The sequence below is a fragment of the Xanthomonas theicola genome (assembly GCF_014236795.1).
In the GTDB taxonomy this organism is placed as follows: domain Bacteria; phylum Pseudomonadota; class Gammaproteobacteria; order Xanthomonadales; family Xanthomonadaceae; genus Xanthomonas_A; species Xanthomonas_A theicola.
Genome location: NZ_CP049017.1, coordinates 93,703 through 115,652, shown reverse-complemented (window position 1 = coordinate 115,652; position 21,950 = coordinate 93,703). Strand labels below are relative to the sequence as shown.

The window sequence follows — 21,950 nt, the reverse complement described above, 5'->3', positions numbered from 1 at the left end:
CAACAGCCTCCGTTTCGGCCAAATTGCGCCCCACGGCGAAATGCGCCTCGGCCACCGCCCCGGCATCGCCCTCGCGCGCGGCCAGCCACAGCAACGCGCGCCGGCAGCGTGCTCACCCGCACCTGGCCGCGATCGAAATCGAATGGCAGGCCCTCGGCGCGCGCGGTGGCCTGGGTCTGCGCCAGGATCTGCTCGGTGCGCGCCGCGCCGCCGAACTTGGCCGCATAGCCTCGCGCAGCGGCAGCGGCAGCAGCGCGGTGCCGGCGTCGGGATCGAGCCGGCAGGGATGCCAGGGATGTCCAGCGTCGGCGCGTGCGCGCCGCGCGCCGCGATGCCCTGCTGCAGCCGGCGCTTGCCGATCCGGCACCAGGGGCAGACCACCTCGGACCAGATGTCGATGCGCATGGGCGGGGATTCGGGATTGGCAAAAGCAGTAAGCTCGATCGTCGCGCTCGACCCGCTTTTACGAATTCCCAATCCCGCATCACAGCTTGCCACAGCCCAATGGCTGGTCATCCCAGCCTTCCGGCCAGTCACAGAACGGACGCGAGGCTAGCGCCAGGTTGTAGTAGCGTGCGTCGTCGGTGACTTCGGCGCCGATCCAATCGGGCCTGGCGAAGGCCTGGTCGGCGCTGTCCAACTCGATCTCGGCGACCACCAGCCCGGCGTTGTCGCCGAGGAACTCGTCCACTTCCCACAGATGGCCCTGGTGTTGCACCAGGTGCCGGCGCTTGTCGATCAAGCCGCCCACGCACAGCGCCAGCAGCCCGCGCGCGTCGTCCAGCGGCAGCGGATATTCGAACTCCTGGCGAGTATGGCCGAGCTCGCGCGACTTGAGGTTGAGGAACGCTTCCTGCTCCTGGATGCGGACCCGCACCGAAACCTTCTGCGCGCCGCGGTCCACCGCCGCCTGATCGTTGATGTAGCCCTGCGCCATCGGGATCGTCCGATGCACCGCAGCGCGCCAGCCGTCGCCGACGACCAAGAATTTGCGTTCGATTTCTACAGGCATGGGATTGGGGATTGGAGATTCGGGATTGGTCAAAGCATAAGCCAGCGCGCAGGCCTGGCGGTCTCAAGAATCAAGTGCAACACGTGATTTGAATGCCAGGATGTCCTTCTCCAAGGCCGCCGCCAGGGTCGCCCAGGCCAATGGCTGGCGTGGCCGTGCGTTCGTTCGCTTGGCCACGCGATCGAGGTACTCCTGACGGGCCTGCGACAGGTCCACCCCGTAGGGCAGGAACTGGCGCAGCAAGCCGTTGGTGTTCTCGTTGCTGCCGCGCTGCCACGGCGCATGCGGATCGGCGAACCGGACCTGGCTGTTCAACCGCTGCATCCGTTCCTCGTAGCAGGTCCGTTCCGCGGTCGTCGGTCGGGCTCTCACCCAGGAAGGCCGGCCGCTGCTTCATCTGCCGGGGAAACCCCTCGACCGCCGCCTGCGCCGTGCCACCGTCCATCCTGCACAGCACCACCAAGCGGGTCTTGCGTTCCACCAGTGCGCCCACGCATGAACGGTTGAACGCGCCTTCGATCAGGGCGCCCTCCCCATGCCCCGGCGCCAGGCGCTGCTTCACCGGGTCCGGGCCATGCACGATGCGCAGTTCCTCCGGCGCCCACGAGCGCACCGCCGCTGTCGTGCGCCTGCCACCTGGTGTGGGCTGGCCACCTCTCCATGCATGGATCAGCGCCTTGTTCAGACCACCCCCCGCTGCGTGTCGATCGCCGCAGCGATCCTCTCGTGGCTGACCCGCTGGCTGGAAGCGTCCGGATGCCTGTCCCGCCGTGCGGCCGCGATCTGCTGTGGCGACCAGCGCTCGTACACCAGGCGCTCATCGACGCACGGGAACAACGACGAACCTTCCAGGGGCCGGCGAGGGCGCACGCAGCGCGAGCGGCGCGAGCGATAGGCCGCCGCCGCCGCGTGCGCACAGGACACCGGCCCTTGCAGACCACCGACCTGGCGGCCCAGCGTCGATGCACGGCATCCCCACCGGCGACCGATCTTGCGCAAGCGCGTTCCTCGATCGCGCTCCACCTGCAGCACCGCGCGTTCCTCAACACGCAGATGACTGGACTGTTTGCCCAGCGCAACCTCCTGCGCTCTGTGAGGTGTTGCACTGGGAACTTGAGTCTAAGCAGGGACGGGATCATCGAACACTTCCGCAGTGGACTGGGCAACGGCGGCGTCGAGGCGATGAACGCGCAGATCCAGGCCGCCAAGGCACGGGCGAAAGGCGACGCCACTGACGACAACCTGATCACGATCGGCTATCTGATGTGCGCCAAGCTCAGGCATTTGCCCCGCAATCCATGGTTGCGCCCGACGGCGGCATGATCAGCTCCGTTCCACACCGATCGCGAGAGAGCCATTTTTCTTCGAATGACGGCATTAAATCGCTTGACAGCGATTTGCACTCGGACAGCATCCTGGAGTCTCGGCCTCAATGCAGCAACGCCGCCACCGCCTCGCTGAACTGGTGGCGGGCCTGCGACGAGGCCGGGTTGCTCTGCAATTGGCGCACCGCGCGCGCCAGTCGCGCCGCGCCGACGAAGCCGCAGCTGGCCTGCAGCCGGTGCAGGTGGTTGCGCACGGCCTGCTCGTCGCTGAGCTGCAGTGCCGAGGCGACCGCGTCGCGGGTGCCCGGCAACTCGGCCAGGAACAGTTCGCGCAACGCGATCAGGTGCGAACGCTCGCCGTTGAGGGCGATCAGCGCGGCGGTCTCGTCCCAGTCCACCGCCGCCCCCGCTGCGCCGGGCGCCGCGCCGACGCGGCCACGCGCCAGCAGCCGGCGCACCGCCTGCAGCAAGTGCTCGGGGCTCAGCGGTTTCAGCAGCACTTCGGCGAAGCCGGCACCCAGCAGCTGGTCGCGAACCGGGCCGTCGGCCTCGGCGGTATGCGCCAGCGCCAGGGTGCCCGGGCGCTGCCGCCGCAGCCGTTGCAGTAGCTCGGCGCCGCTGCCGTCGGGCAAGTTGACGTCGATCAGCCACAGGTCGTGTTCCCGCGCCTGCGCGCTGGCCAGTGCGGCGGAAACGGTGTCGGCCAGATCGACCTGCGCGGGCAGGGATTCCAGCGTGACGTGGAAGAACGCGCGACTGATCGGGTCGTCCTCGACCAGCAAGAGTCGCGTCACAGGGTCCTGGGTCGATGCCATCCTGATGCCTCCATGCGGCCTGGGTGCATCTTAGCGGCTGCGATGATGCGTCGTACCACTTTGCGCCGCCGTCGCCCCGACTGCAAGCGGGTCCGTGCCGCCAGCGGCGTCGCCCCGACCGGCAGCGTGGTTGCCGGGCTCACCGCCACGGTCGCCGTGCGGCCTGGACGGGCGGTCAGTTGCCGCGGCGCCGCGCCGCTGCGGTTGCGGGCCGCGCCTGGGCGCGTCGGCAGGCCCCCTGGCGCATCTGCGACAATGGCCGCCCTTTTCCGCCCGCAGCCTGCCGCCACGTGGCCCGATCCAGAAACCGCCTAGACCGCACCCCGTTCCAGACTGATATCGCCGACCTGAGTCACGACGGTCGCGGCGTTGCCCGCCGCGCCGGCGGCAAGGTCGCTTTCGTCGCCGGCGCGTTGCCGGGCGAGACCGTCATCGCCGAGCCCACCGCGCGCAGCCGCCATTTCGACGAGGCGCGCACCCTGCAGGTGCTGCACGCCTCACCGCAGCGGGTGCCACCACGCTGCCCGCACTTCGGGGTCTGCGCCGGCTGCGTGCTGCAGCACCTGGCCGAGGACCGGCAGATCCTGGCCAAACAGCGGGTGCTGACCGAGAACCTGGAGCGGATCGGCCACGTGACCCCGCAGACGGTGTTGCCGGCGCTGTCCGGCGATCCCTGGGGCTACCGGCGCAAGGGCCGTTTCTCGGTGCGCCGGGTGGAGAAGAAGGACAAGACCCTGGTCGGCTTCCGCGAGCAGGACCCGCGCTTCGTCGCCGACCTGTCGGTGTGCCATACGGTGATCCCGCAGATCGGCTTCAAGGTGAGCGCGCTGGCCGAACTGGTCGAGAGCCTGGACGGCAAGCGCGACATCCCGCAGATCGAGTTCATCGCCGGCGATGCCGCGGTGGCACTGACCTTCCGCCACATGCAACCGCTCGGCGCGCGCGACCGGGCGGCGCTGGTGGCGTTCGCCCAGGCCCACGATTTCGCCGTCTTCCTGCAGCCGGGCGGCGTGGACAGCGTGCATCCGCTGTATCCCCAGGACGTTGCGCTGTCGTTCCGGCTGCCGCAATGGGACGTGGAGCTGGCGTTCCGCCCGCTGGACTTCATCCAGGTCAACGCCGCGCTCAACCAGAAGATGATCGTGCAGGCGCTGGCGCTGCTCGATGCGCAGGCCGGCGACCGCGTGCTCGACCTGTTCTGCGGGCTGGGTAACTTCACCCTGCCGCTGGCGCGCACGGTGTGCGAGGTGGTGGGTGTGGAGGGCGATGCCGGGCTGGTGGCGCGGGCGCGCGACAACGCGCGGCGCAACGGCCTGGACAACGCGCAGTTCTTCGCCGCCGACCTGACCCAGGACCAGCGCCAGACGCCATGGATGCACCAGGGCTTCGACAAGCTGCTGCTCGACCCACCGCGCTCCGGCGCGATCGAGGTGCTGCGGCAACTGCCGCTGGACACCTTCCAGCGCGTCGTCTACGTCAGCTGCCATCCCGGCTCGCTGGCGCGCGACGCCGGCTACCTGGTCAACGAGCAGGGCTTCGTGCTGAAGGCGGCCGGTGCGATGGACATGTTCCCGCATACCGCGCATGTGGAGAGCATCGTGGTGTTCGAGAAGCCGGGAGTGGGGATTCGGCAGTAGGGATTCGTAGGCAAGCCGGGAGTGGGGATTCGGGAGTGGGGATTCGTAATAGCGAGGCTGAGAGCCTGTTCAAAGTCTGCTCGACTTATCCGATCCTATGGAGAGCAGAGCCCGTTATCCCATTGGCATCAGCGGCGAGCCGTTCGAGCAGATCCGCGCGTTGCCTGAAGGTGCGCGCAAGAAGACCGCGCCGCGCAAGGTCGATTGGCATGAGGTGTTCTGCGCGGTGCTTGACCTGCTGCGCACCGGATGCCAATGGCGCGCTTTGCCCAGCGACTTTCCGAAGTGGCGCACGGTGCACGCGTACTTCCAGATATGGAGCGAAGTGGATGAGCGCGCCGTGAGCCTGCTGGAGCGGGCGTTAAAGAAATCGGGTTGGCGCGGCCCGCGAGAAACGGGGCGCACCGCCTGCAGCAGGTTCTTGATCCTCGACGCGCAGAGCGTGAAGAACACGGATGCTGCGGGCCGGAAGGGCGATGACGCTGGCAAGAAAGTGTCAGGCATCAAGCGTCATATCGCTGCCGATACCCAAGGATTGCCGCATGCCATCGCGGTGACGACGGCAGAGGCGACCGATCGCAAGGGTGCGCTGCCGGCGCTCCAGGGCAGCAAGCGGAGGTTGAAGCGCGTAGAAGACCTGCTCTGCGATGGCGGCCATGTCCGAGCTCCGTTTGCACGGGCAGTGCGCGAGATGTTTGGCAGGAAAGTCGAAGTGCAGATCGCAAAGCGCAACGAACTGCATGCCTTCAAGGTGATGCCCAAGCGCTGGATCGTCGAGCGCAGCTTTGCATGGCCAGAGAAGAACCGAAGGCTGTGGAAGAACTGCGAGCGCAAACGCAACGCCAGCTTGCAGTTCGTCCATCTTGCTTTCCCGGCAGTACTGCTCAAAAGACGTCCTGAGTAAATACCCCCCGGCAAAGCCGGGGGCTTTAGAGATGTGAGCCGCTCAAAGCGGCTGCGGGAGCGCTACGCGCCTCCCTTGTTAGGGCCACCTGAAGGTGGCCGACTACCTCAGCAACTGCAATTGGTCCAAGCGCCGATCTTCCGCCTCTTGGTTCTGGATGTATGCCCCGATCAACCCTTCATCCCGACCTACCCTCGTAACGAAGTAACCTCGCGCCCAGAAGCTCTGCCCTACAAAGTTCCGCTTCCGCTCCACATACACCCGCGCTAGGTGGATGGCGCTCTTGCCCTTGATATAGCCCACCACCTGCGACACCGCCTACTTCGGCGGAATCTTCAACAGCATATGGACGTGATCTGGCATCAGATGGCCCTCCTCGACCCGGCTCTCCTTCTGCTCGGCCAATCGCCGGAACACCTCTCCTAGATGCTTCCTCAGACCCACATACAGTGTCTTACGGCGACACTTCGGTATGAACACAACGTGGTACAGACACTCCCACCTGGTGTGACTTAAGGGATAGTCTGATCAACGCGGTCGGAGGATGAGGCAAGCCATATCGACCACGCCCACGGCGCTCAGACCCTCGGTTTTTCGCCGTTTCCGGCGCATTTCCGGGGTATTTCCCGGATTACAGGCACACCCTCCCCACGACAGGCAGCAACTGCTTTCGCTTCAGCCACAGGTTCGACAGCGCAAACAGCGTCAGCACTTGCGCCGTGTTCTTCGCCAGGCCGCGATAGCGCACCTTGACGTAGCCAAACTGGCGCTTGATCACCCGGAACGGATGCTCCACCTTCGCCCTCAGGCTGGCCTTGGCGTGCTCCCAGCGCTGTGCCCACTTCAATTCGCGCTTGCTCTTGATCTGCTTCAGCTTCGAGGGCTTCTCCGCGATCAGATAGCGCAGCTTGCGCTTGCTCGCCATCTCCTCGCGCTTGGCCAGCCCGGTGTAGCCGCTGTCGCCGCATACCGTGTCTTCCTTGCCGTGCAGCAGCTTGTGCGCCTGGGTGATATCTGCGGCGTTGGCCGCCGTGCATTCCAAGTGGTGCACCAGCCCGGACTCATCGTCCACGCCGATGTGCGCTTTCATCCCGAAGTAGTACTGATTGCCCTTCTTGGTCTGGTGCATTTCCGGGTCGCGCTCGCCGTTCTTGTTCTTGGTCGAGCTGGGCGCGGCAATGATCGTGGCGTCCACGATGGTGCCGCCGCGCAGGCTCTGGCCCTTGCGCGATAGGTGCGCGTTGACCCGGTTGAACAGCGTGCGCGCCAGATCGTGCGTCTCCAGCAACCGGCGGAAGTTGAGGATCGTGGTCTCGTCCGGCACCTCATCCAACCCGCCGATCCTGGCGAAACGGCGCATCGACGCCGTGTCGTACAAGGCTTCTTCCGCGCCCGGGTCGCTCAGTGCGTACCACTGCTGCAGAAAGTGGATGCGCAGCATTGTCTCCAGCGGGTACGGCTGACGGCCCGGATGGCCCGACTTCGGATAGTGCGGCGCGATCAGCGCCAGCAGGTCTTTCCACGGCACCACCTGATCCATCTCGGCCAGCAACCTTTCGCGCCGCGTCTGCTTGCGCTTGCCGTTGTACTCCGCGTCGCCGAAAGACAATTGCATCGTCGTTGTCCTGTTGGGCTTTGTACGATTGTCGCAGGATCAGAGGGAGTTGTTCAGACCATCCTAAGCTCTCAAACTCATCCATCTCGGTTTCTCCGTCTCGTGTGCTTGGCCGCTCACGTTGCGGAGTCTCCGGGATGGACTCCCGGATACGTCAAACTTCTACTGCATCCCCGGCAGAGCCGGGGGAACTCTCAGGTTGGTTTAGCCCTGACCTTCAGCCACCCGTCGCAGGATCTGCGCCGCCCTGAGTTGATGCTGCCGTCATCTGAAGACAATGAGGTGGCGTGATGAGCATCGATGCGGTGCAGTTCCAAGCGGGATTGTCGATGTCCGAGTTTTTCGCGTCCTACGGCGCCGAGGCCAAGTGCTACCGCGCTCTGTACAAATGGCGGTGGCCGCAGGGATTTCGCTGTCCCTGCTGTGCCGGGCGGGCGCGGTCGCGTTGCAAGCGTGGTGCTGCGATCTACGACCAATGCAGCGCGTGCCGGCATCGGACCCGTCTGATGGCAGGCACGCTGTTTGCCGGCGCCCAACTGCCGCTGCGCGCCTGGATGCTGGCCTTGCCCCTGTGGACCTGGACCAAAACCAATCTGGCCGCGCTGGAGCTGATGCGTCATCTGGCGGTCAACGACAAGACGGCCTGGCAGATGAAGCACAAGATCATGCAGGTCATGGCCGAGCGGCGTGTCTCACGCCGTCGCGCAAGGCAAATACGCAAGGCGGGTATCTGGCCGAAGCCGCCTACCGCTTCAATCGCAGATTCCAGTTGCGCGAGCTGCTGCTGCGACTTGCCAACGCCATGATCCATGCATGGAGAGGTGGCCAGCCCACACCAGGTGGCAGGCGCACGACAGCGGCGGTGCGCTCGTGGGCGCCGGAGGAACTGCGCATCGTGCATGGCCCGGACCCGGTGAAGCAGCGCCTGGCGCCGGGGCATGGGGAGGGCGCCCTGATCGAAGGCGCGTTCAACCGTTCATGCGTGGGCGCACTGGTGGAACGCAAGACCCGCTTGGTGGTGCTGTGCAGGATGGACGGTGGCACGGCGCAGGCGGCGGTCGAGGGGTTTCCCCGGCAGATGAAGCAGCGGCCGGCCTTCCTGGGTGAGAGCCCGACCGACGACCGCGGAACGGACCTGCTACGAGGAACGGATGCAGCGGTTGAACAGCCAGGTCCGGTTCGCCGATCCGCATGCGCCGTGGCAGCGCGGCAGCAACGAGAACACCAACGGCTTGCTGCGCCAGTTCCTGCCCTACGGGGTGGACCTGTCGCAGGCCCGTCAGGAGTACCTCGATCGCGTGGGCAAGCGAACGAACGCACGGCCGCGCCAGCCATTGGCCTGGGCGACCCTGGCGGCGGCCTTGGAGAAGGACATCCTGGCATTCAAATCACGTGTTGCACTTGATTCTTGAGACCGCCCTCCAGCGATCGATATAGCTGTCGCTGCAATCGAGCTGGGTGCGAATCTGGGCCCAGGTCAGTCCATCGGGCAGCAGCAAGATCAACCGAGCAGGGCGAGCCGAGCCGGCTCGTGCGTTGCGGGCGCTGGTTTGTCGTTGCAGTTCCATGACTTCGGTCTTGGTCAGCTTCCATTGCGCTCTCCATCGACAAAGGCGCAATGATACTTCCCTTCTAAAACGTTACGGCCCACTAGGCGCCCGCCCGCGCCGTGCCGTCTCCCTGCCGGAGCGTCGGCGTTCATGGCCGCGCCGGTCCGGCACGGACGTGCAGGCACCGGTGCCGCTATAATCGACGGCATCCATTTCGACGCCTTCCGGCCCTGGCTGGCGGGCGTCCTGCGCCTCCGGAGCTCCCATGTCGCAATACATCTACACCATGAACGGCGTCAGCAAGACGGTGCCGCCCAAGCGCCAGATCATCAAGGACATCTCGCTGTCGTTCTTCCCCGGCGCCAAGATCGGCCTGCTCGGCCTCAACGGCGCCGGCAAGTCGACGGTGCTGAAGATCATGGCCGGCGTGGACACCGACTTCAGCGGCGAAGCGCGCCCGCAGCCGGGCATCAAGGTCGGCTACCTGGCGCAGGAGCCGGAGCTGGACCCGGCCAAGACCGTGCGCGAAGCGGTCGAGGAAGGCGTCGGCGAGGTGCTGCAGGCACAGGCCGCGCTGGACAGGATCTACGAGGCCTACGCCGAGGAAGGCGCCGATTTCGACAAGCTCGCCGCCGAGCAGCAGCGCCTGGAGGCGATCCTCGCCGCCGGCGATGCGCACCTGCTCGAGCAGCAGTTGGAAGTGGCGGCCGACGCGCTGCGCCTGCCGCCGTGGGACGCGCTGATCGGCCCGCTGTCGGGCGGCGAGAAGCGCCGCGTGGCGCTGTGCCGGCTGCTGCTGCAGAAGCCGGACATGCTGCTGCTCGACGAACCGACCAACCACTTGGACGCCGAGTCCGTCGAATGGCTGGAGCAGTTCCTGGCGCGCTACACCGGCACCGTGGTGGCGGTGACCCACGACCGCTACTTCCTCGACAACGCCGCCGAGTGGATCCTGGAACTGGACCGCGGCCGCGGCATCCCGTGGAAGGGCAACTACACCGACTGGCTGATGCAGAAGGAAGAGCGCCTGAAGCAGGAGGACAACCAGGAGAAGTCGCGGCAGAAGGCGATCCAGAAGGAGCTGGAGTGGTCGCGGCAGAACGCCAAGGGCGGCCGCACCAAGGGCAAGGCGCGTCTGGCGCGCCTGGAAGAACTGCAGTCGGTCGACTACCAGCGCCGCAACGAGACCAACGAGATCTTCATCCCGCCGGGCGAGCGCCTGGGCAACGCGGTGCTCGAGTTCAAGCACGTCACCAAGAAGTTCGGCGACCGCCTGCTGATCGACGACCTCAGCTTCCTGGTGCCGTCCGGCGCCATCGTCGGCATCATCGGCCCCAACGGCGCCGGCAAGTCGACGCTGTTCAAGATGATCACCGGCAAGGAAACGCCGGACTCGGGCCAGATCGCGCTCGGGCCGACGGTGAAGCTGGCCTACGTGGACCAGAGCCGCGACAAGCTGGAGGGCAACCACAACGTGTTCCAGGAAGTCTCCGGCGGCCTGGACATCCTCAACATCAACGGCGTGGAGATCCAATCGCGCGCCTATATCGGCCGCTTCAACTTCAAGGGCCAGGACCAGCAGAAGCTGGTCGGCACCCTGTCCGGCGGCGAGCGCGGCCGCCTGCACATGGCCAAGACCCTGCTGCAGGGCGGCAACGTGTTGCTGCTCGACGAACCGTCCAACGACCTGGACATCGAGACCCTGCGCGCGCTGGAAGACGCGCTGCTGGAGTTCCCGGGCAACACCTTCGTCATCAGCCACGACCGCTGGTTCCTGGACCGCATCGCGACCCACATCCTGGCGTTCGAAGGCGACTCGCACGTGGAGTTCTTCCAGGGCAACTACCGCGAGTACGAAGCCGACAAGCGCCGCCGCATGGGCGAGGACGCCGGCCCGAAGCGGCTGCGCTTCAAGGCGCTGAAGTAAGCGGCCGCACCGCGGCCCGTGTGTGCGGTGCGATGCGGGCCGCGCTGCGCTACAACTCGTAGGACAGCACGTCCTCGAACCCGAACTTGCCGAAGTCGCGGATCCGCGACGGGTACAGCCGGCCGATCAGGTGGTCGTGCTCGTGCTGCACCACGCGCGCATGGAAGCCCTCGGCCTCGCGCACGACCGGGGCGCCGTCCGGGTCCATGCCGCGGTAGCGGATATGGCGGTAGCGCGGGATCACCGCACGCAGCCCGGGGATGGACAGGCAGCCCTCCCAGCCGTCCTCCAGATCGTCGGACAACGGCTCGAGCTGCACGTTGGCCAGCGCGGTGCGCGGCACCGGCGGCGCATCGGGATAGCGCGCGTTGCTGTCGAAGCCGAACACCATCAGTTGCAGGTCCACCGCGATCTGCGGCGCGGCCAGGCCGACGCCGCGGGCAGCGTCCATGGTCTCGAACATGTCGGCGACCAGCGCATGCAGTTGCGTGCTGCCGAAATCGCCGACCGGCGGCGCGATGCGCAGCAGGCGCTGGTCGCCCATGCGGATGATGTCGCGGATCATGTCCTGTCCCTGTCGCCGAATGCAGCGCCGATTATCCGCCGACCGGCGTGCGTCTGCAGCCTTGTGGCGGCGCGTCCGGCCGAGCCGAGCTGCTTGGCGCCAGCGTGAATTGCGGCCAGCACGCGCTTGCGGTTGTCGGGGCGTCGGGGCAGGCGCCGGGTCATATGTCACCTCCCGGCGCATCCGGCATGTCCGGCATGCGATCGACTATCGCACGCACGGCCTCCACAATCTCGTCGATTTCGAACTCCGGGCGGACTATGTCACCGAGCGCCTCACGGATCCGGTGGATACCGCACTCCCAGCGGTCCTTGCGCACGATTCTGCCGTCAGCGCGAAACTCGTAGTCGGCTGGATCGGCGTCGCGAAACTCGGGCATGCGAAAATCGCGGTCGGTTACCTGGCGGCCGGGATTATGCGTCACGACGCACCTCACCAGGCCAAGCGGTCAGCGCGACGTCGCCGCGAACGTAGAGAGGGTGGCGCGGGGCACCATGCTTCGTTGTGCCCAGGCACCAGAGGCGTGCGCCCGCGGCGGCGAACAGGCGCTCCACGGCCCGCACGCGCTCCAGCGGGGCGCCGACGCCCCAAGCGCAAACGATGTCGCCGCGCGCGCGATCGCGGCCAGGTGCTTGTCGTTGTCCGGGCCGACAGGGTCCGGATGCTCCCAGAGTGCCGCCGGATCGGTGCTGCGAAGCGCATATAGGTTGACCACCAGCAATCCGGACCGCTGCCAGCTGCGCCCAAAGCCGCGACAGCGTCGGATTGTGGGGCATCTACCGCAGCGTCCGCGGTGCTTGGGTTCCCGGCCCTCACACCAACGCGATCGACTTGTTCTTGCGTTCGGCCAGGCGCTTTTCCAGGTAGTGGATGTTCTGACCGCCGGCCTGGAAGCCCTTGTCGCGCATGATGCGCTGCTGCAACGGGATGTTGGTCTTGATCCCGTCCACCACCATCTCGCTCAGCGCCACGCGCATGCGCGCGATCGCGGTCTCGCGGTCCGGTCCGTGCACGATCAGCTTGCCGATCATCGAGTCGTAGTTCGGCGGTACCTTGTAGCCACTGTAGATGTGCGTATCCACCCGCACGCCGGGGCCGCCGGGCGGGTGGAAGCCGGTGATCAGGCCCGGGTTGGGCAGAAAGGTTTCCGGGTCCTCGGCGTTGATGCGGCATTCGATCGCGTGGCCGCGCAGCACGATGTCGCTCTGCTTGATGCTCAGCTTGTGGCCGGCGGCGATGCGCAGCTGCTCGCAGACCAGATCGATGCCGGTGATGCGCTCGGTGACCGGGTGCTCGACTTGGATGCGCGTGTTCATTTCGATGAAGTAGAAGCGGCCGTCCTCGAACAGGAACTCGAAGGTGCCGGCGCCGCGGTAGCCGATGCGCACGCAGGCGTCCACACAGACCTTGCCGATCTCGTTGCGCAACTGCTCGGTGATGCCCGGCGCCGGCGCTTCCTCCACCACCTTCTGGTGGCGGCGCTGCATCGAACAGTCGCGCTCGCCCAGGTGGATGGCGTTGCCCTGGCCGTCGGCCAGCACCTGGATCTCCACGTGGCGCGGGTTCTCCAGGAATTTCTCCATATACACCTGGTCGTTGCTGAAAGCGGCCTTGGCTTCGGACTTGGTGGTCTCGATCGCCGCCTTCAGCGCCGCCTCCGAATGCACCACGCGCATGCCGCGGCCGCCGCCGCCGCCGGCCGCCTTGATGATCACCGGGTAGCCGATCTCGCGGGCGATCTTGGTGTTGGCGACGATGTCCTCGCCCAGCGGGCCGCCGGAGCCGGGCACGCACGGCACGCCGGCGGCCTTCATCGCGCGGATCGCCTCGACCTTGTCGCCCATCAGGCGGATGGTGTCGGCCTTGGGCCCGATGAAGATGAAGCCGGACTGCTCCACGCGCTCGGCGAAGTCGGCGTTCTCCGACAGGAAGCCGTAGCCGGGATGGATGGCCTGCGCGTCGGTGACCTCGGCCGCGGCGATCAGCGCCGGGATGTTGAGGTAGCTCTCGGCCGAGGACGCCGGGCCGATGCACACCGACTCGTCGGCCATCGCCACGTGCTTGAGGTTGCGGTCCACGGTGGAATGCACCGCGACCGTGCGGATGCCGAGCGTATGGCACGCGCGCAGGATGCGCAGCGCGATTTCGCCGCGATTGGCGATGACGACTTTATCGAGCATGGGATGGGGTTCCGAACACGGGGTGTTCGGGACTCGGGACCGGGGACCCGGGACGCGCAGGAGCGTTGGGCATGTCGCGCCCGCTTTTGCTCCGGCCAGTCCCAAGCCCCGAGTCCCAAGTCCCGGCGGCCTCAGCCGATCACGAACAGCGGCTGATCGAACTCCACTGGCAGGCCGCTTTCGCTGAGGATCGCGACGATGGTGCCGGAGACGTCGGCTTCGATCGGGTTGAACATCTTCATCGCCTCGATGATCGCCAGGGTCTCGCCGGCCTTCACCGCCTGCCCGATGCTGACGAACGCCGGCTTGTCCGGCGACGGCGAGGTGTAGAAGGTGCCGACCATCGGCGCGCGCAGCACGTGGCCGTCGGGCAGGGCGCTGCCGGGCTTGGCGGCACCGCCGGTGGAGGCCTCGGTCGGCGAGCTCATCGGCATCGGCATCGGCGCGGCCGCGGCCGCGTACTGCGGCGCGCTGGCGATCATGCCCTTGGGCGTGCGCGCCAGACGCACGCTTTCCTCGCCTTCCTTGATCTCGATCTCGGCCAGATTGGATTCTTCCAGCAGGTCGATCAGCTTCTTGATTTTACGCAGATCCATAACGGCCTCTTGAGGTGAATCGGGGAAAGACCGGGCCCGCGGCCCGGCGGACTCAGACAGGATCGCGCGGCGGCGGTCGGCGCGCAGTGCAAGGGCCGGTGCGGTTCATGCGGCCGCTCCCAGCCGCGCCAGCGCCGCGTCCATCGCGTAGCGGTAGCTGTCGGCGCCGAAACCGCAGATCACCCCGACCGCGTGGTCGCTGAAATAGCTGTGGTGGCGGAACGGCTCACGGCTGTGCGGGTTGGACAGGTGGATCTCGATGAACGGGATCGCCACCGCCGCCAGCGCGTCGCGCAGCGCTACCGAGGTATGGGTGAACGCGGCCGGATTGATCAGGATGAAGGCGGTGCCGTCGCCGCGCGCGGCCTGCACCCGCTCCACCAGCGCGTGCTCGGCGTTGGACTGCAGACTGTCGAGCCGGTGCCCGGCGGCCGTGGCCTGCGCGAGCAAGGCGGCGTCGATCTGCGCCAGCGTCGTGTGCCCGTACACCCCCGGCTCGCGGGTGCCGAGCAGGTTGAGGTTGGGGCCGTGCAGCAGCAGCAGTCGCGCCATGGAGGACAAAGCAGCGGAAAGGGCCGCAGTCTGCGCGAAGCCGGCATTACTGTCCAGTTCGACGAAGTTGCGAGTGTTTTAAACGACCGTTGGGTTTGTGGCGGCCGCGATGATGCGGCGAGGACGGGTGCAAAGGCGCACGATTGCCCGCGCCGCTTGTCCCGCCGCTGTTCGAGCGTGCGGGCCAACCCGCCCGCCATGGGCGTGCTGGGGTGCGCTTGCGCGGATGGACGCGGCGCATGCCGTGGCTGGGACGCATCCGGTTTCGACCGTGAGCGAGTCTTTGTGTCGCAGAACAATGGCTGGCCTGGTGTTCTGTCCCTCAAGAAACTTATCATCGATCTGCCGGTCTTGGAGATAGCCTCATGGCAAGAGATCTCATGGCCCGCCCCGGCATCCGCACAGCACCTTCCGAAGAAGAACGCGCCCAAATGCAATCGATGCGCCGCTCGCGCTCGCTGCCGCATTCCCTGGTACGGCGCGCGCATCATCTTGCTGGCCGCCGAGGGAGCGACCAAGGCGCAGATCGCCCGACAGTGCGGCATCAGCCTGCCCATGTCACGCACTGGAAGAGACGCTAAGCCAGATACGCCCGACGCTATCTGGCCGAAGCCGCCTATGCTTCAATCGCCGATGCCATCCGAACCAGATGTTGCCGCGACTGACGACGGCGCTGATGCGCTGCAAGCCTTGCTCGGAGCCGGTTCTGCGCACGGCGAGCAATTTTCATGGTTGAGGGATAGGGCGAATCAGGAATGCCTTTTGAGGATCGCAGGGCGTGCGTGAGTCGAGCAGGCCGTCGGCGATGTGCCGTAGCTGACGCATGGCGGCGTGGGCGATCTGCTTGCCGGCCTTGCCGCGTTCGCGCAGGCGCTGCTGGCGCGCACGGACGAGCGGGGGAGGCGTCATGGCGAGCAGGGCCGGCATGCAGGGTCCAGCGCGCAGGCGCGGTGAACCGGTGCGGGCGATGCAGACCTGGCCTGGCGGGGCGGGCGCCGCACTCCTGCAAGCGCGGGTTCAGTCCGGCGAAGGCGGTGGCCCGCCGAGGCAGGGGCGAAGCGCTCCACGTTGCCACGTTCGGCCAGCATCGATGCCGCGCCCGTGTCGGCGATCCGATCGATGCTCACCAGCCGTTCGCGCTGCCCGCGCAAGGGGGCTTGGTCGATCGGGTCGTCGATGGCCCGTTCGACCTGCGCGATCGGTACCTGCAATCGGTACCTGCAACTGGCCGATGCGCTCCAGGAGCCAGTCGCGCACCACGAGCGCAGCGACGTCCAGGCGGTTGCGCTCCCTGTGCCACATCTGCTGCAGGTCGTCCCGACGCCGCACCAGCGCCTTGAGCTGCTTGAGCACGGGCGGATCGGGCTGCCAGGACCGCAACTGCTCCGGGGACGCATGCCGTCGCTGGCGATCGGCTTGGCATCTCTTGACCCGGCTGGGCTGGCTGCACACATACAGCGCCATCGGCGCCGGGTTGAGTACGTATCCGCGGCAGCCCGGTCCATGGACGAACTCGGCCAGCGCCTGGTGATACGTGCCGGTGGCTTCCATGACGATCCCGCTGTGCGCCTGCGCATGGGCCTGCAGCCACGCATGCAGAACCTGCTCGTTGGGCGGCCCGGCCTTGGTGCGATGCTGGCCATTGGCCAGGTCGATGGCCAGGTCGAAACTGCGTTGGGCGACGTCGATGCCGACGACCGGGGACATCGATTGCTCCATCGGATGAATGATCACGATCATCGCTGCGCCCGCTCCTGCCTTGTGGATGCGGGTTAGCGCCAGGGGCCGACTCTGGATACCGTTCGGACACCGCTGGGCCAGCATAGGGAGGGTGGGAGCCGATCCACAGCACAAGCTCGAAGCTTCAGGAGCGACCGCACTTCCCGCCCCTCCTGCGATGATCCGTCGGAAGACATCACGCCGTAGAGACGCCATGTCCAGGTACGAGGAGCGGCTCTGGATGGCCGCCGCGACGCTTTACCGGTGCAGCCTGGTCGCGGCTGAAGCCGCTCCTACACGTGCGGGCACGCGCTGTGGCGCCACGCCCGCGAATCGCTAGGATGGCGACCTCGCCTCCATTGCGCCCGAGGAACTACGATGTCACAGCCTCCTTCCCTGCGCCGCGCCCTGGTCACCGGCGGCAGCGGCGATCTCGGCGGCGCGATCTGCCGGCAACTGGCCGCGCAAGGGCTGCACGTGATCGTGCATGCCAACGGCAACCTCGCGCGCGCCGCCGCGGTCGTGCAGGACATCGCGGCCGCCAGCGGCAGCGCCGAAGCGGTGGCGTTCGACGTGGCCGATGCGCAGGCCAGCGCCACCGCGCTTGCGAGGCTGCTGGAGGCCGGGCCGATCCAGGCGCTGGTCAACAACGCCGGCATCCACGACGATGCGCCGATGGCCGGGATGAGCGCGGCGCAATGGCACCGGGTCATCGACGTGTCGCTGCACGGCTTCTTCAACGTGACCCAGCCGCTGCTACTGCCGATGGCGCGCACGCGCTGGGGCCGCATCGTCAGCGTGTCGTCGGTGACGGCGGTGCTCGGCAATCGCGGGCAGACCAACTACGCAGCGGCCAAGGCGGCGCTGCACGGCGCCAGCAAGTCGCTGGCGCGGGAGATGGCCAGCCGCGGGATCAGCGTCAACGTGGTCGCGCCGGGCGTCATCGAAGGTGCGATGGCCGGCGAGGCGTTCGCGCCGGAGGCGATCAAGCAGCTGGTGCCGGCCGGCCGTCCCGGCAAGGCGGACGAGGTCGCCGCGCTGGTAGGCTTCTTGTGCTCGGACGCGGCCGGCTACATCAACGGCCAGGTGATCGGCATCAACGGCGGCATGGGCTGACACCCCCTCGGCGCGGCACTTGGAATGCGGCCGGGGCGAGCTTATGGTCGGGTCATGTCCGCCATGACCGCCCCCAAGCAGCGCCCCAGCCGGATCCCGGACGGCACGGTGGCGACCGTGTCCGAACTCAAGGACCGCACCTATGCCGTGTTCACCGGGTCGGGCGTCCGCGTGGACCTGCAGGCGTTCTTCAACAGCGAGTCCGGCGCCAGGCGGTGAGCAAGGTGGCGCATAGGGTGAGGAGCCGGGTCGAGGCGAAGCCGAAGCGCACCCAGTAGCCGCGGGGGCAGGGATGCCGTTCAACCAATTGCCGTTGCCGCTGATCAGCGGCTATCTGTTCGTCACCTTCATCACTTCCTACTGGGCTTGCCGCCAGGGCAAGCAACAAGTGCCGATGGCCCCGGCGCTGGTCGGGATCCTCGCGCTGGCGGCGGCGCGGGTGCTGGCGGTGCTGCTGATGGCCACTGCGTGGGGCCGCGAGGCCGGCAGGCGCTGCATCTGGTCGCGCCGTACTCCGGCATCGGTACCGCCTTGCTCGCCTTCCTGATCTGCCTGGCGCTGCGGGTCTGGATCAACTGGTTCTGGCCGCGCGACGGGGCGGCGCTGTGGCTGTACGGCACCGACGCCTACAACAGCCTGGAGCGGCTGTTCTTCCTCAGCGTGCTGCGTGTGGAACAGGTCCGCACCCGCGATTTCGTCGTCGCGCTGGCGATCCGCATGCTGTGGCATCCGCCGCTGCGTTTGGGACGTTGACTGTCGCCGCGCGCGGCACGGGAACATGCCGGTCTGGACGCGCTGGAGACCAGCGACGGCCTGCTCGCGCCGGTGCCGGTGCTGCTGTCGCTGAAGGACCGCAAGGTCTACACGGGGTGGCTGGAATGGATTCCGCCGCTGCGCGCCGACGCGTCGCCGTACCTGCGCTTGATCCCGGTGGGGAGCGGCTACCGCGATGCGCAGACGTTGCGGGGGGTGGTGACCGAAAACTGCTCCAAGGACATCGTCTCCGGCTCCGCGCTGCCAGCAGCGGAGGTGGTCTGCACCGGCGACATCGCCAATGCCAGCCTGTTCGATCCGGACGTGTTCGATCGCTTCAGCGGCGAGCCGGCGGAGGCGGAGCGGGGCGAGCCGAAGTGGGACGACACCGCCGCGCAAGCGCCGCGCCCGCGGGCCGCCGGCGCGGAGTGAGCGCCGCCGCGCAAGCGCCGGCCGGTCGCGCAGGCATCATGCCGCGCGCGCGTACCAGGCATCGGCCAGCGAACGCCCGCCGTCCGCTGTGCCGGCGAGCAGCGCGTCCAGGCCGTGGGCGTCGATCTGCGGATGCTGCGTGCGCGCCTGGCCCAGCACTTCGCGCGCCAGCCAGCTCATCCGCGCGACGTTCTCGCGCACGCGCGCGACGAACGCCGCGTCGTCCAGCACGTCGTTCAGCGCCGCGTTGAGCTGGTGGAACCAGCCGATCGCGTACTGGTCCAGCAGCCGCCCATCGGCGTCCGGCTGATCCTGCGCCGCGTTGTGGCGGCCCCAGTCGCGCAGCAGCGCCTGCATGCCCAGGTTGAGTTCGCGCGCGCGCAGGAAGTCCTGTTTCAGCCGGCCCAGGGTGGGCAGGTCGGCGATGCGGCCGGAGAAGAACAGCGGCGCCAGCAGCGCCCAGTAGTAGGTGTAGTCCCAGATCACCTTGACCGGCATCACCTGCGCGTCGCCGAACAGCGGGTACTGATCCTGGTACAGGGTCAGGGTGTTCTCGTAGAACGAGAAGTACAGCTGCTGGTAGAGCTCGGCGTACGGTGCCAGGTTGCCCCCGGCGCGGTCGATCCCGATCAGTTCGCAGATGTAGGTGTTGGAGATGGCGATGAAGTCGCTGCCCGGCGAATAGAACGGATCCAGGAACACCCCGGCCTCGCCGGTCAGCGCCCAGCGCTGCCCGGAGAACACCTGCTTGCAGCCATGCGAGAACTTGCGCAGGAACAGGAAATCCTGCAGCGCGTGCTGGCGCTGTTCGAGCGTGCGCGCCACCTGCGGCTGGTGCTGGCGCAGCCAGTCCATCGCCTTGTCGTGGGTGTTCATCGTCTCCAGCGGATGCATCGCCGCGTCGCACACGATGCCCAGCGAATGCGCGCCGGAGGACAGCGGGATCAGCCAGAACCAGTAGCCCGGCCCGCACATGTGGTTGGTCGAGCGCCAGCGGTCCGGCGGCGTGCAGCGCTGCAGCCAGGCGACGTCCTGCGACCAGGCGTTGGGATCCACCATCCCGTCCACCCGCCACCACACCGCATTGGCCTGGTGCGCGTTGTCCTGGGCCAGGCCCAGCTTGCGCTTGAGCAGGCCGGCGCGGCCGCTGGCGTCCACCACCCAGCGCGCGCGCAGCGTCGCCGCGGCGCCGTCGCGCTCGTAGCGCACCTGGTGGTCGGCGTCGGCCAGGTCGATGCCGCGCACCGTGCAGCCGTCGACGAAGTCCACGCCGAGGGCGCGCGCGCGTTCGCCGAGGAAGTTCTCGAAGCGGCCGCGGTCGATCTGCCACGACGGCATCGGCAGCAGCTGGCTCACGCCCAGTTCGGTGCAGCGGTCGATGTCCGCGCGCCGGTCGGAGAAGAAGAAGCGGAAGCCGAACTTGCGGATCTGCTCGGTCTCCAGGTGCTCGCGCAGGCCGAGCACGTCGGCGAAGTAGTGCGCGCCGATCTCCACCGAGGATTCGCCGACCTTGAACGCGGCCTCGCGCACCGGGTGCGCACGCCGTTCCAGCACGCTGATGCGCAGCCCAGGATCGCGCTGGCGCAGCTGCAGGGCCAGGGTCAGCCCGGCCAGTCCGCCGCCGGCGATCACCACATCGGCATGCCGTTCGCTCATGTCGTTTGCTCCTTGTCCAAGGGCCTGAGCAACGCAGCAACGTCGCCGGCCGCGTCGTCGATCAGCACCGGGTTGGCGCGGACCCGGCGGTATTCGCGCAGCATCTGGCCGTACCCGCATATCTGCACGACCACGTGCGCAGTGATCTTCCACAGGTCGCGCAGCAGGCGGAAGTGGCTCTTGCGGAACTCGCCGCTCTGGTTGGCGTAGCGCGTCTCGATCGGCACCGCGACGACGCGCGCACCGGCCTGGCGCGCGGCGGAGATCAGCATCTGCGCCTCGAACACGAAGCCCTCGCCGGGCACGTTCGGCAAGGTATACACCGCCTGCGGGTACAGGCGCTGCCCGCTCTGGCTGTCGACCAGGCGGAAGCCGCAGGCCCAGGCGATGCCCCAGTCGCCGAAGTCGTTGCCGATGCGGCGGATGGTCGGCTGGCTGGCGCGCTTGCGCAGCCGCGCGCCGACGATCACACAGCCGGGATGGCGATTGGCCGCGGCCAGCAGGCGCGGGAAATCGGCGGCGCTGTGCTGGCCGTCGCCGTCCATGGTCATCACCGCCCGCGCGCCTTGGCGTTGCGCTTCGGCGAAACCGCTGCGCAGCGCGGCGCCCTTGCCGCGCCGCTGCGGGTGGCGCAGCAGCGTCACCGGCAAGTCGGCAATGCAATCGCTGGTGCCGTCGTCGGAGCCGTCGTCGACCACGATCACCCGCGGGCACTGCGCCAGCGCATCGCTCACCACGGCGCGGATGCGCAGCGATTCGTTCAGCGCCGGGATCAGGATCGCGGCATCGGCGGCGGTCAGCGCGATGCGGCTCATGCCGCCAGCTCCACCTGCAGGCAGCGGCCGCCGCCTGCGTCCAGCGTGCAGCCGGCGGCGTCCTCGGCCAGCGCATCGAACAGGGTCAGCAGCGGCGCCATCGCGTTGCCGGCGGCGTAGCGCGTCAGCGCGCCGCGGCCGGCGCCAGCCTGGCCATCGGCCAGGCGCACGCGCAGGCGCGGTTTGCCGGGCAGCGCCGCGGCGCCGAGCACCAGCGCGCCGCCGAGCAGACCATCGCTGTGCGAGATGCGTCCGAGCGCGCCGACCGAGCGGCTGTCGTAGCCGGCCAGCAGCACCGCCGCCGCGCCGGCGGCCAGCTGCGACAGCGCTTCCAGCAGGCCCTGCGCGAAGCTGGCGCGGTGCGCGCTGATCGCGGTCGCCGCGGCGGTGGCGCCGGCGCCGATGGTCCAGTAGCCGGCGGCGGCGTTGTGCACCGAGTTGTGGAACTTGGTCGGCGAGATCGCCAGCGGATCGCTGGCCAGGGTGGCGCACATGTAGTCGGTGATCGCCATGTCGCCGTGGGTGGAGGCGAACACCGACGGCAGCGTGGCCGGATCGCGGCCGGCGTCCTGGCAGGCGGCCAGCGCCGCTTCCAGCGCCACCGCCACCGTGTCCGGCGCGCGCCGCCGCTCGTTGGCCGCCAACAGCTGCGGCGCCGGCCGCGCCGGGGTCTGCACCACCGCGCCGGTGCCCGCGGCGAAGGCGCGCGCCGCCGCCCACGAGGGCAGGCCCGGGGTCCAGAAACCGATGCCTTCGATGGTCGCGGTCAACATCGGCATGC

22 protein-coding genes and 8 pseudogenes are annotated in these 21,950 nt (G+C 67.9%); 13 read left to right on the top strand and 17 right to left on the bottom strand.

Annotated features, from left to right (window positions below; genetic code table 11):
- Position 1 precedes the first annotated feature (1 nt).
- The 3 genes and pseudogenes from G4Q83_RS22785 to G4Q83_RS24350 all read right to left on the bottom strand — a co-directional run.
- Positions 2-405 (bottom strand): annotated as a pseudogene (locus G4Q83_RS22785) (DsbA family protein); the annotation flags it as partial.
- Between the two features lie 79 nt (positions 406-484).
- The gene (locus G4Q83_RS00555) at positions 485-1,012 is read right to left on the bottom strand and encodes a CYTH domain-containing protein (protein ID WP_128419509.1); all 528 of its coding nucleotides are present in this window, start codon (positions 1,010-1,012) and stop codon (positions 485-487) included.
- A gap of 63 nt (positions 1,013-1,075) precedes the next feature.
- Positions 1,076-2,086: pseudogene (locus G4Q83_RS24350) on the bottom strand (IS30 family transposase).
- Between G4Q83_RS24350 and G4Q83_RS24345 the strand changes: the two are divergent.
- Both G4Q83_RS24345 and G4Q83_RS24340 read left to right on the top strand, forming a co-directional pair.
- Positions 2,066-2,194: pseudogene (locus tag G4Q83_RS24345) on the top strand (hypothetical protein); the annotation flags it as partial. The pseudogenes G4Q83_RS24350 and G4Q83_RS24345 sit on opposite strands and share 21 nt — an antisense overlap.
- Positions 2,195-2,335 (top strand): hypothetical protein, encoded by a 141-nt coding sequence (locus G4Q83_RS24340; protein WP_425509779.1) that lies wholly within the window; start codon positions 2,195-2,197, stop codon positions 2,333-2,335. It begins immediately after the preceding pseudogene.
- A 106-nt stretch (positions 2,336-2,441) separates the two neighbouring features.
- On the opposite strand, the gene G4Q83_RS00540 is transcribed toward G4Q83_RS24340, so the two are convergent.
- The gene (locus G4Q83_RS00540; RefSeq protein ID WP_386273542.1) at positions 2,442-3,158 is read right to left on the bottom strand and encodes an Hpt domain-containing response regulator; all 717 of its coding nucleotides are present in this window, start codon (positions 3,156-3,158) and stop codon (positions 2,442-2,444) included.
- A 284-nt stretch (positions 3,159-3,442) separates the two neighbouring features.
- Between G4Q83_RS00540 and rlmD the strand changes: the two genes are divergently transcribed.
- The gene (gene rlmD, locus G4Q83_RS00535; RefSeq protein ID WP_128419507.1) at positions 3,443-4,789 is read left to right on the top strand and encodes a 23S rRNA (uracil(1939)-C(5))-methyltransferase RlmD; all 1,347 of its coding nucleotides are present in this window, start codon (positions 3,443-3,445) and stop codon (positions 4,787-4,789) included.
- Between the two features lie 97 nt (positions 4,790-4,886).
- Positions 4,887-5,693 carry an IS5 family transposase gene (locus tag G4Q83_RS00530; RefSeq protein WP_185817310.1) on the top strand — a complete coding sequence of 269 codons (807 nt, stop codon included), beginning with the start codon at positions 4,887-4,889 and terminating at the stop codon, positions 5,691-5,693.
- 102 nt (positions 5,694-5,795) lie between these two features.
- Here the strand turns inward: G4Q83_RS00530 and tnpA are convergent.
- Together tnpA and G4Q83_RS00520 are read right to left on the bottom strand one after the other, a co-directional pair.
- Positions 5,796-6,185, bottom strand: a pseudogene (gene tnpA / locus G4Q83_RS00525) (IS200/IS605 family transposase).
- A 139-nt stretch (positions 6,186-6,324) separates the two neighbouring features.
- A complete protein-coding gene (locus tag G4Q83_RS00520) occupies positions 6,325-7,308 on the bottom strand; it encodes an IS5 family transposase (RefSeq protein ID WP_185817191.1) in 984 nt (327 codons plus the stop codon).
- A 290-nt stretch (positions 7,309-7,598) separates the two neighbouring features.
- Between G4Q83_RS00520 and G4Q83_RS00515 the strand changes: the two are divergent.
- The 3 genes and pseudogenes from G4Q83_RS00515 to ettA all read left to right on the top strand — a co-directional run.
- Positions 7,599-8,009, top strand: a pseudogene (locus G4Q83_RS00515) (transposase); the annotation flags it as partial.
- Positions 8,010-8,125: 116 nt separating this feature from the next.
- Positions 8,126-8,720 (top strand): annotated as a pseudogene (locus G4Q83_RS24335) (IS30 family transposase); the annotation flags it as partial.
- Positions 8,721-9,123: 403 nt separating this feature from the next.
- Entirely contained in the window at positions 9,124-10,785 is a 1,662-nt protein-coding gene (ettA, locus tag G4Q83_RS00505) for an energy-dependent translational throttle protein EttA (protein ID WP_128420436.1), read from the top strand.
- 49 nt (positions 10,786-10,834) lie between these two features.
- Here ettA and G4Q83_RS00500 read toward each other — a convergent pair whose 3' ends face one another.
- The 6 genes and pseudogenes from G4Q83_RS00500 to aroQ all read right to left on the bottom strand — a co-directional run bounded on the left by G4Q83_RS00500 (position 10,835) and on the right by aroQ (position 14,678).
- Entirely contained in the window at positions 10,835-11,350 is a 516-nt protein-coding gene (locus G4Q83_RS00500) for a peptide deformylase (protein ID WP_128420435.1), read from the bottom strand.
- Between the two features lie 160 nt (positions 11,351-11,510).
- The gene (locus tag G4Q83_RS00495; protein WP_211288304.1) at positions 11,511-11,774 is read right to left on the bottom strand and encodes a hypothetical protein; all 264 of its coding nucleotides are present in this window, start codon (positions 11,772-11,774) and stop codon (positions 11,511-11,513) included.
- A pseudogene (locus tag G4Q83_RS00490) lies at positions 11,764-12,065 on the bottom strand (DUF1643 domain-containing protein). The gene G4Q83_RS00495 and the pseudogene G4Q83_RS00490 overlap by 11 nt, the downstream one beginning before the upstream one ends.
- Before the next feature lie 97 nt (positions 12,066-12,162).
- Positions 12,163-13,530, bottom strand: a complete 1,368-nt coding sequence (accC, locus tag G4Q83_RS00485; protein ID WP_128420434.1) for an acetyl-CoA carboxylase biotin carboxylase subunit — start codon at positions 13,528-13,530, stop codon at positions 12,163-12,165.
- A gap of 131 nt (positions 13,531-13,661) precedes the next feature.
- Positions 13,662-14,126, bottom strand: a complete 465-nt coding sequence (accB, locus tag G4Q83_RS00480) for an acetyl-CoA carboxylase biotin carboxyl carrier protein (RefSeq protein ID WP_128420433.1) — start codon at positions 14,124-14,126, stop codon at positions 13,662-13,664.
- Between the two features lie 105 nt (positions 14,127-14,231).
- Complete coding sequence (gene aroQ, locus G4Q83_RS00475; protein ID WP_128420432.1) at positions 14,232-14,678, bottom strand: type II 3-dehydroquinate dehydratase; 447 nt, start codon at positions 14,676-14,678, stop codon at positions 14,232-14,234.
- 584 nt (positions 14,679-15,262) lie between these two features.
- On the opposite strand from aroQ, the pseudogene G4Q83_RS00470 reads away from it, so the two are divergent.
- A pseudogene (locus tag G4Q83_RS00470) lies at positions 15,263-15,414 on the top strand (IS1595 family transposase); the annotation flags it as partial.
- Here the strand turns inward: G4Q83_RS00470 and G4Q83_RS22770 are convergent.
- Both G4Q83_RS22770 and G4Q83_RS00465 read right to left on the bottom strand, forming a co-directional pair.
- Positions 15,405-15,605: a hypothetical protein gene (locus G4Q83_RS22770; protein WP_246432217.1), complete on the bottom strand. Its 201-nt coding sequence runs from the start codon at positions 15,603-15,605 to the stop codon at positions 15,405-15,407. The pseudogene G4Q83_RS00470 and the gene G4Q83_RS22770 sit on opposite strands and share 10 nt — an antisense overlap.
- Positions 15,606-15,695: 90 nt before the next feature.
- Complete coding sequence (locus G4Q83_RS00465) at positions 15,696-16,418, bottom strand: IS110 family transposase (protein ID WP_246432216.1); 723 nt, start codon at positions 16,416-16,418, stop codon at positions 15,696-15,698.
- A 357-nt stretch (positions 16,419-16,775) separates the two neighbouring features.
- Between G4Q83_RS00465 and fabG the strand changes: the two genes are divergently transcribed.
- The 5 genes from fabG (at position 16,776) to G4Q83_RS00440 (ending at position 18,698) form a co-directional block, all read left to right on the top strand.
- On the top strand, positions 16,776-17,513 hold the full coding sequence (fabG, locus tag G4Q83_RS00460) for a 3-oxoacyl-ACP reductase FabG (RefSeq protein ID WP_128420431.1): 738 nt from the start codon (positions 16,776-16,778) through the stop codon (positions 17,511-17,513).
- A gap of 54 nt (positions 17,514-17,567) precedes the next feature.
- Positions 17,568-17,732 (top strand): hypothetical protein, encoded by a 165-nt coding sequence (locus G4Q83_RS00455; protein WP_185817308.1) that lies wholly within the window; start codon positions 17,568-17,570, stop codon positions 17,730-17,732.
- Positions 17,733-17,805: 73 nt separating this feature from the next.
- Positions 17,806-18,060 (top strand): hypothetical protein, encoded by a 255-nt coding sequence (locus G4Q83_RS00450; protein WP_128420430.1) that lies wholly within the window; start codon positions 17,806-17,808, stop codon positions 18,058-18,060.
- Positions 18,045-18,266 (top strand): hypothetical protein, encoded by a 222-nt coding sequence (locus tag G4Q83_RS00445; protein ID WP_128420429.1) that lies wholly within the window; start codon positions 18,045-18,047, stop codon positions 18,264-18,266. The genes G4Q83_RS00450 and G4Q83_RS00445 overlap by 16 nt, the downstream gene beginning before the upstream one ends.
- A gap of 78 nt (positions 18,267-18,344) precedes the next feature.
- Positions 18,345-18,698 (top strand): hypothetical protein, encoded by a 354-nt coding sequence (locus tag G4Q83_RS00440; RefSeq protein ID WP_185817307.1) that lies wholly within the window; start codon positions 18,345-18,347, stop codon positions 18,696-18,698.
- Positions 18,699-18,734: 36 nt separating this feature from the next.
- Here G4Q83_RS00440 and G4Q83_RS00435 read toward each other — a convergent pair whose 3' ends face one another.
- The 3 genes from G4Q83_RS00435 to G4Q83_RS00425 are packed head-to-tail and all read right to left on the bottom strand — an operon-like array spanning position 18,735 to position 21,942.
- The gene (locus G4Q83_RS00435; protein WP_128420427.1) at positions 18,735-20,354 is read right to left on the bottom strand and encodes an NAD(P)/FAD-dependent oxidoreductase; all 1,620 of its coding nucleotides are present in this window, start codon (positions 20,352-20,354) and stop codon (positions 18,735-18,737) included.
- A complete protein-coding gene (locus G4Q83_RS00430) occupies positions 20,351-21,169 on the bottom strand; it encodes a glycosyltransferase family 2 protein (protein WP_128420426.1) in 819 nt (272 codons plus the stop codon). The genes G4Q83_RS00435 and G4Q83_RS00430 overlap by 4 nt, the downstream gene beginning before the upstream one ends.
- The gene (locus G4Q83_RS00425) at positions 21,166-21,942 is read right to left on the bottom strand and encodes a beta-ketoacyl synthase chain length factor (RefSeq protein WP_128420425.1); all 777 of its coding nucleotides are present in this window, start codon (positions 21,940-21,942) and stop codon (positions 21,166-21,168) included. The genes G4Q83_RS00430 and G4Q83_RS00425 overlap by 4 nt, the downstream gene beginning before the upstream one ends.
- Positions 21,943-21,950 lie beyond the last annotated feature (8 nt).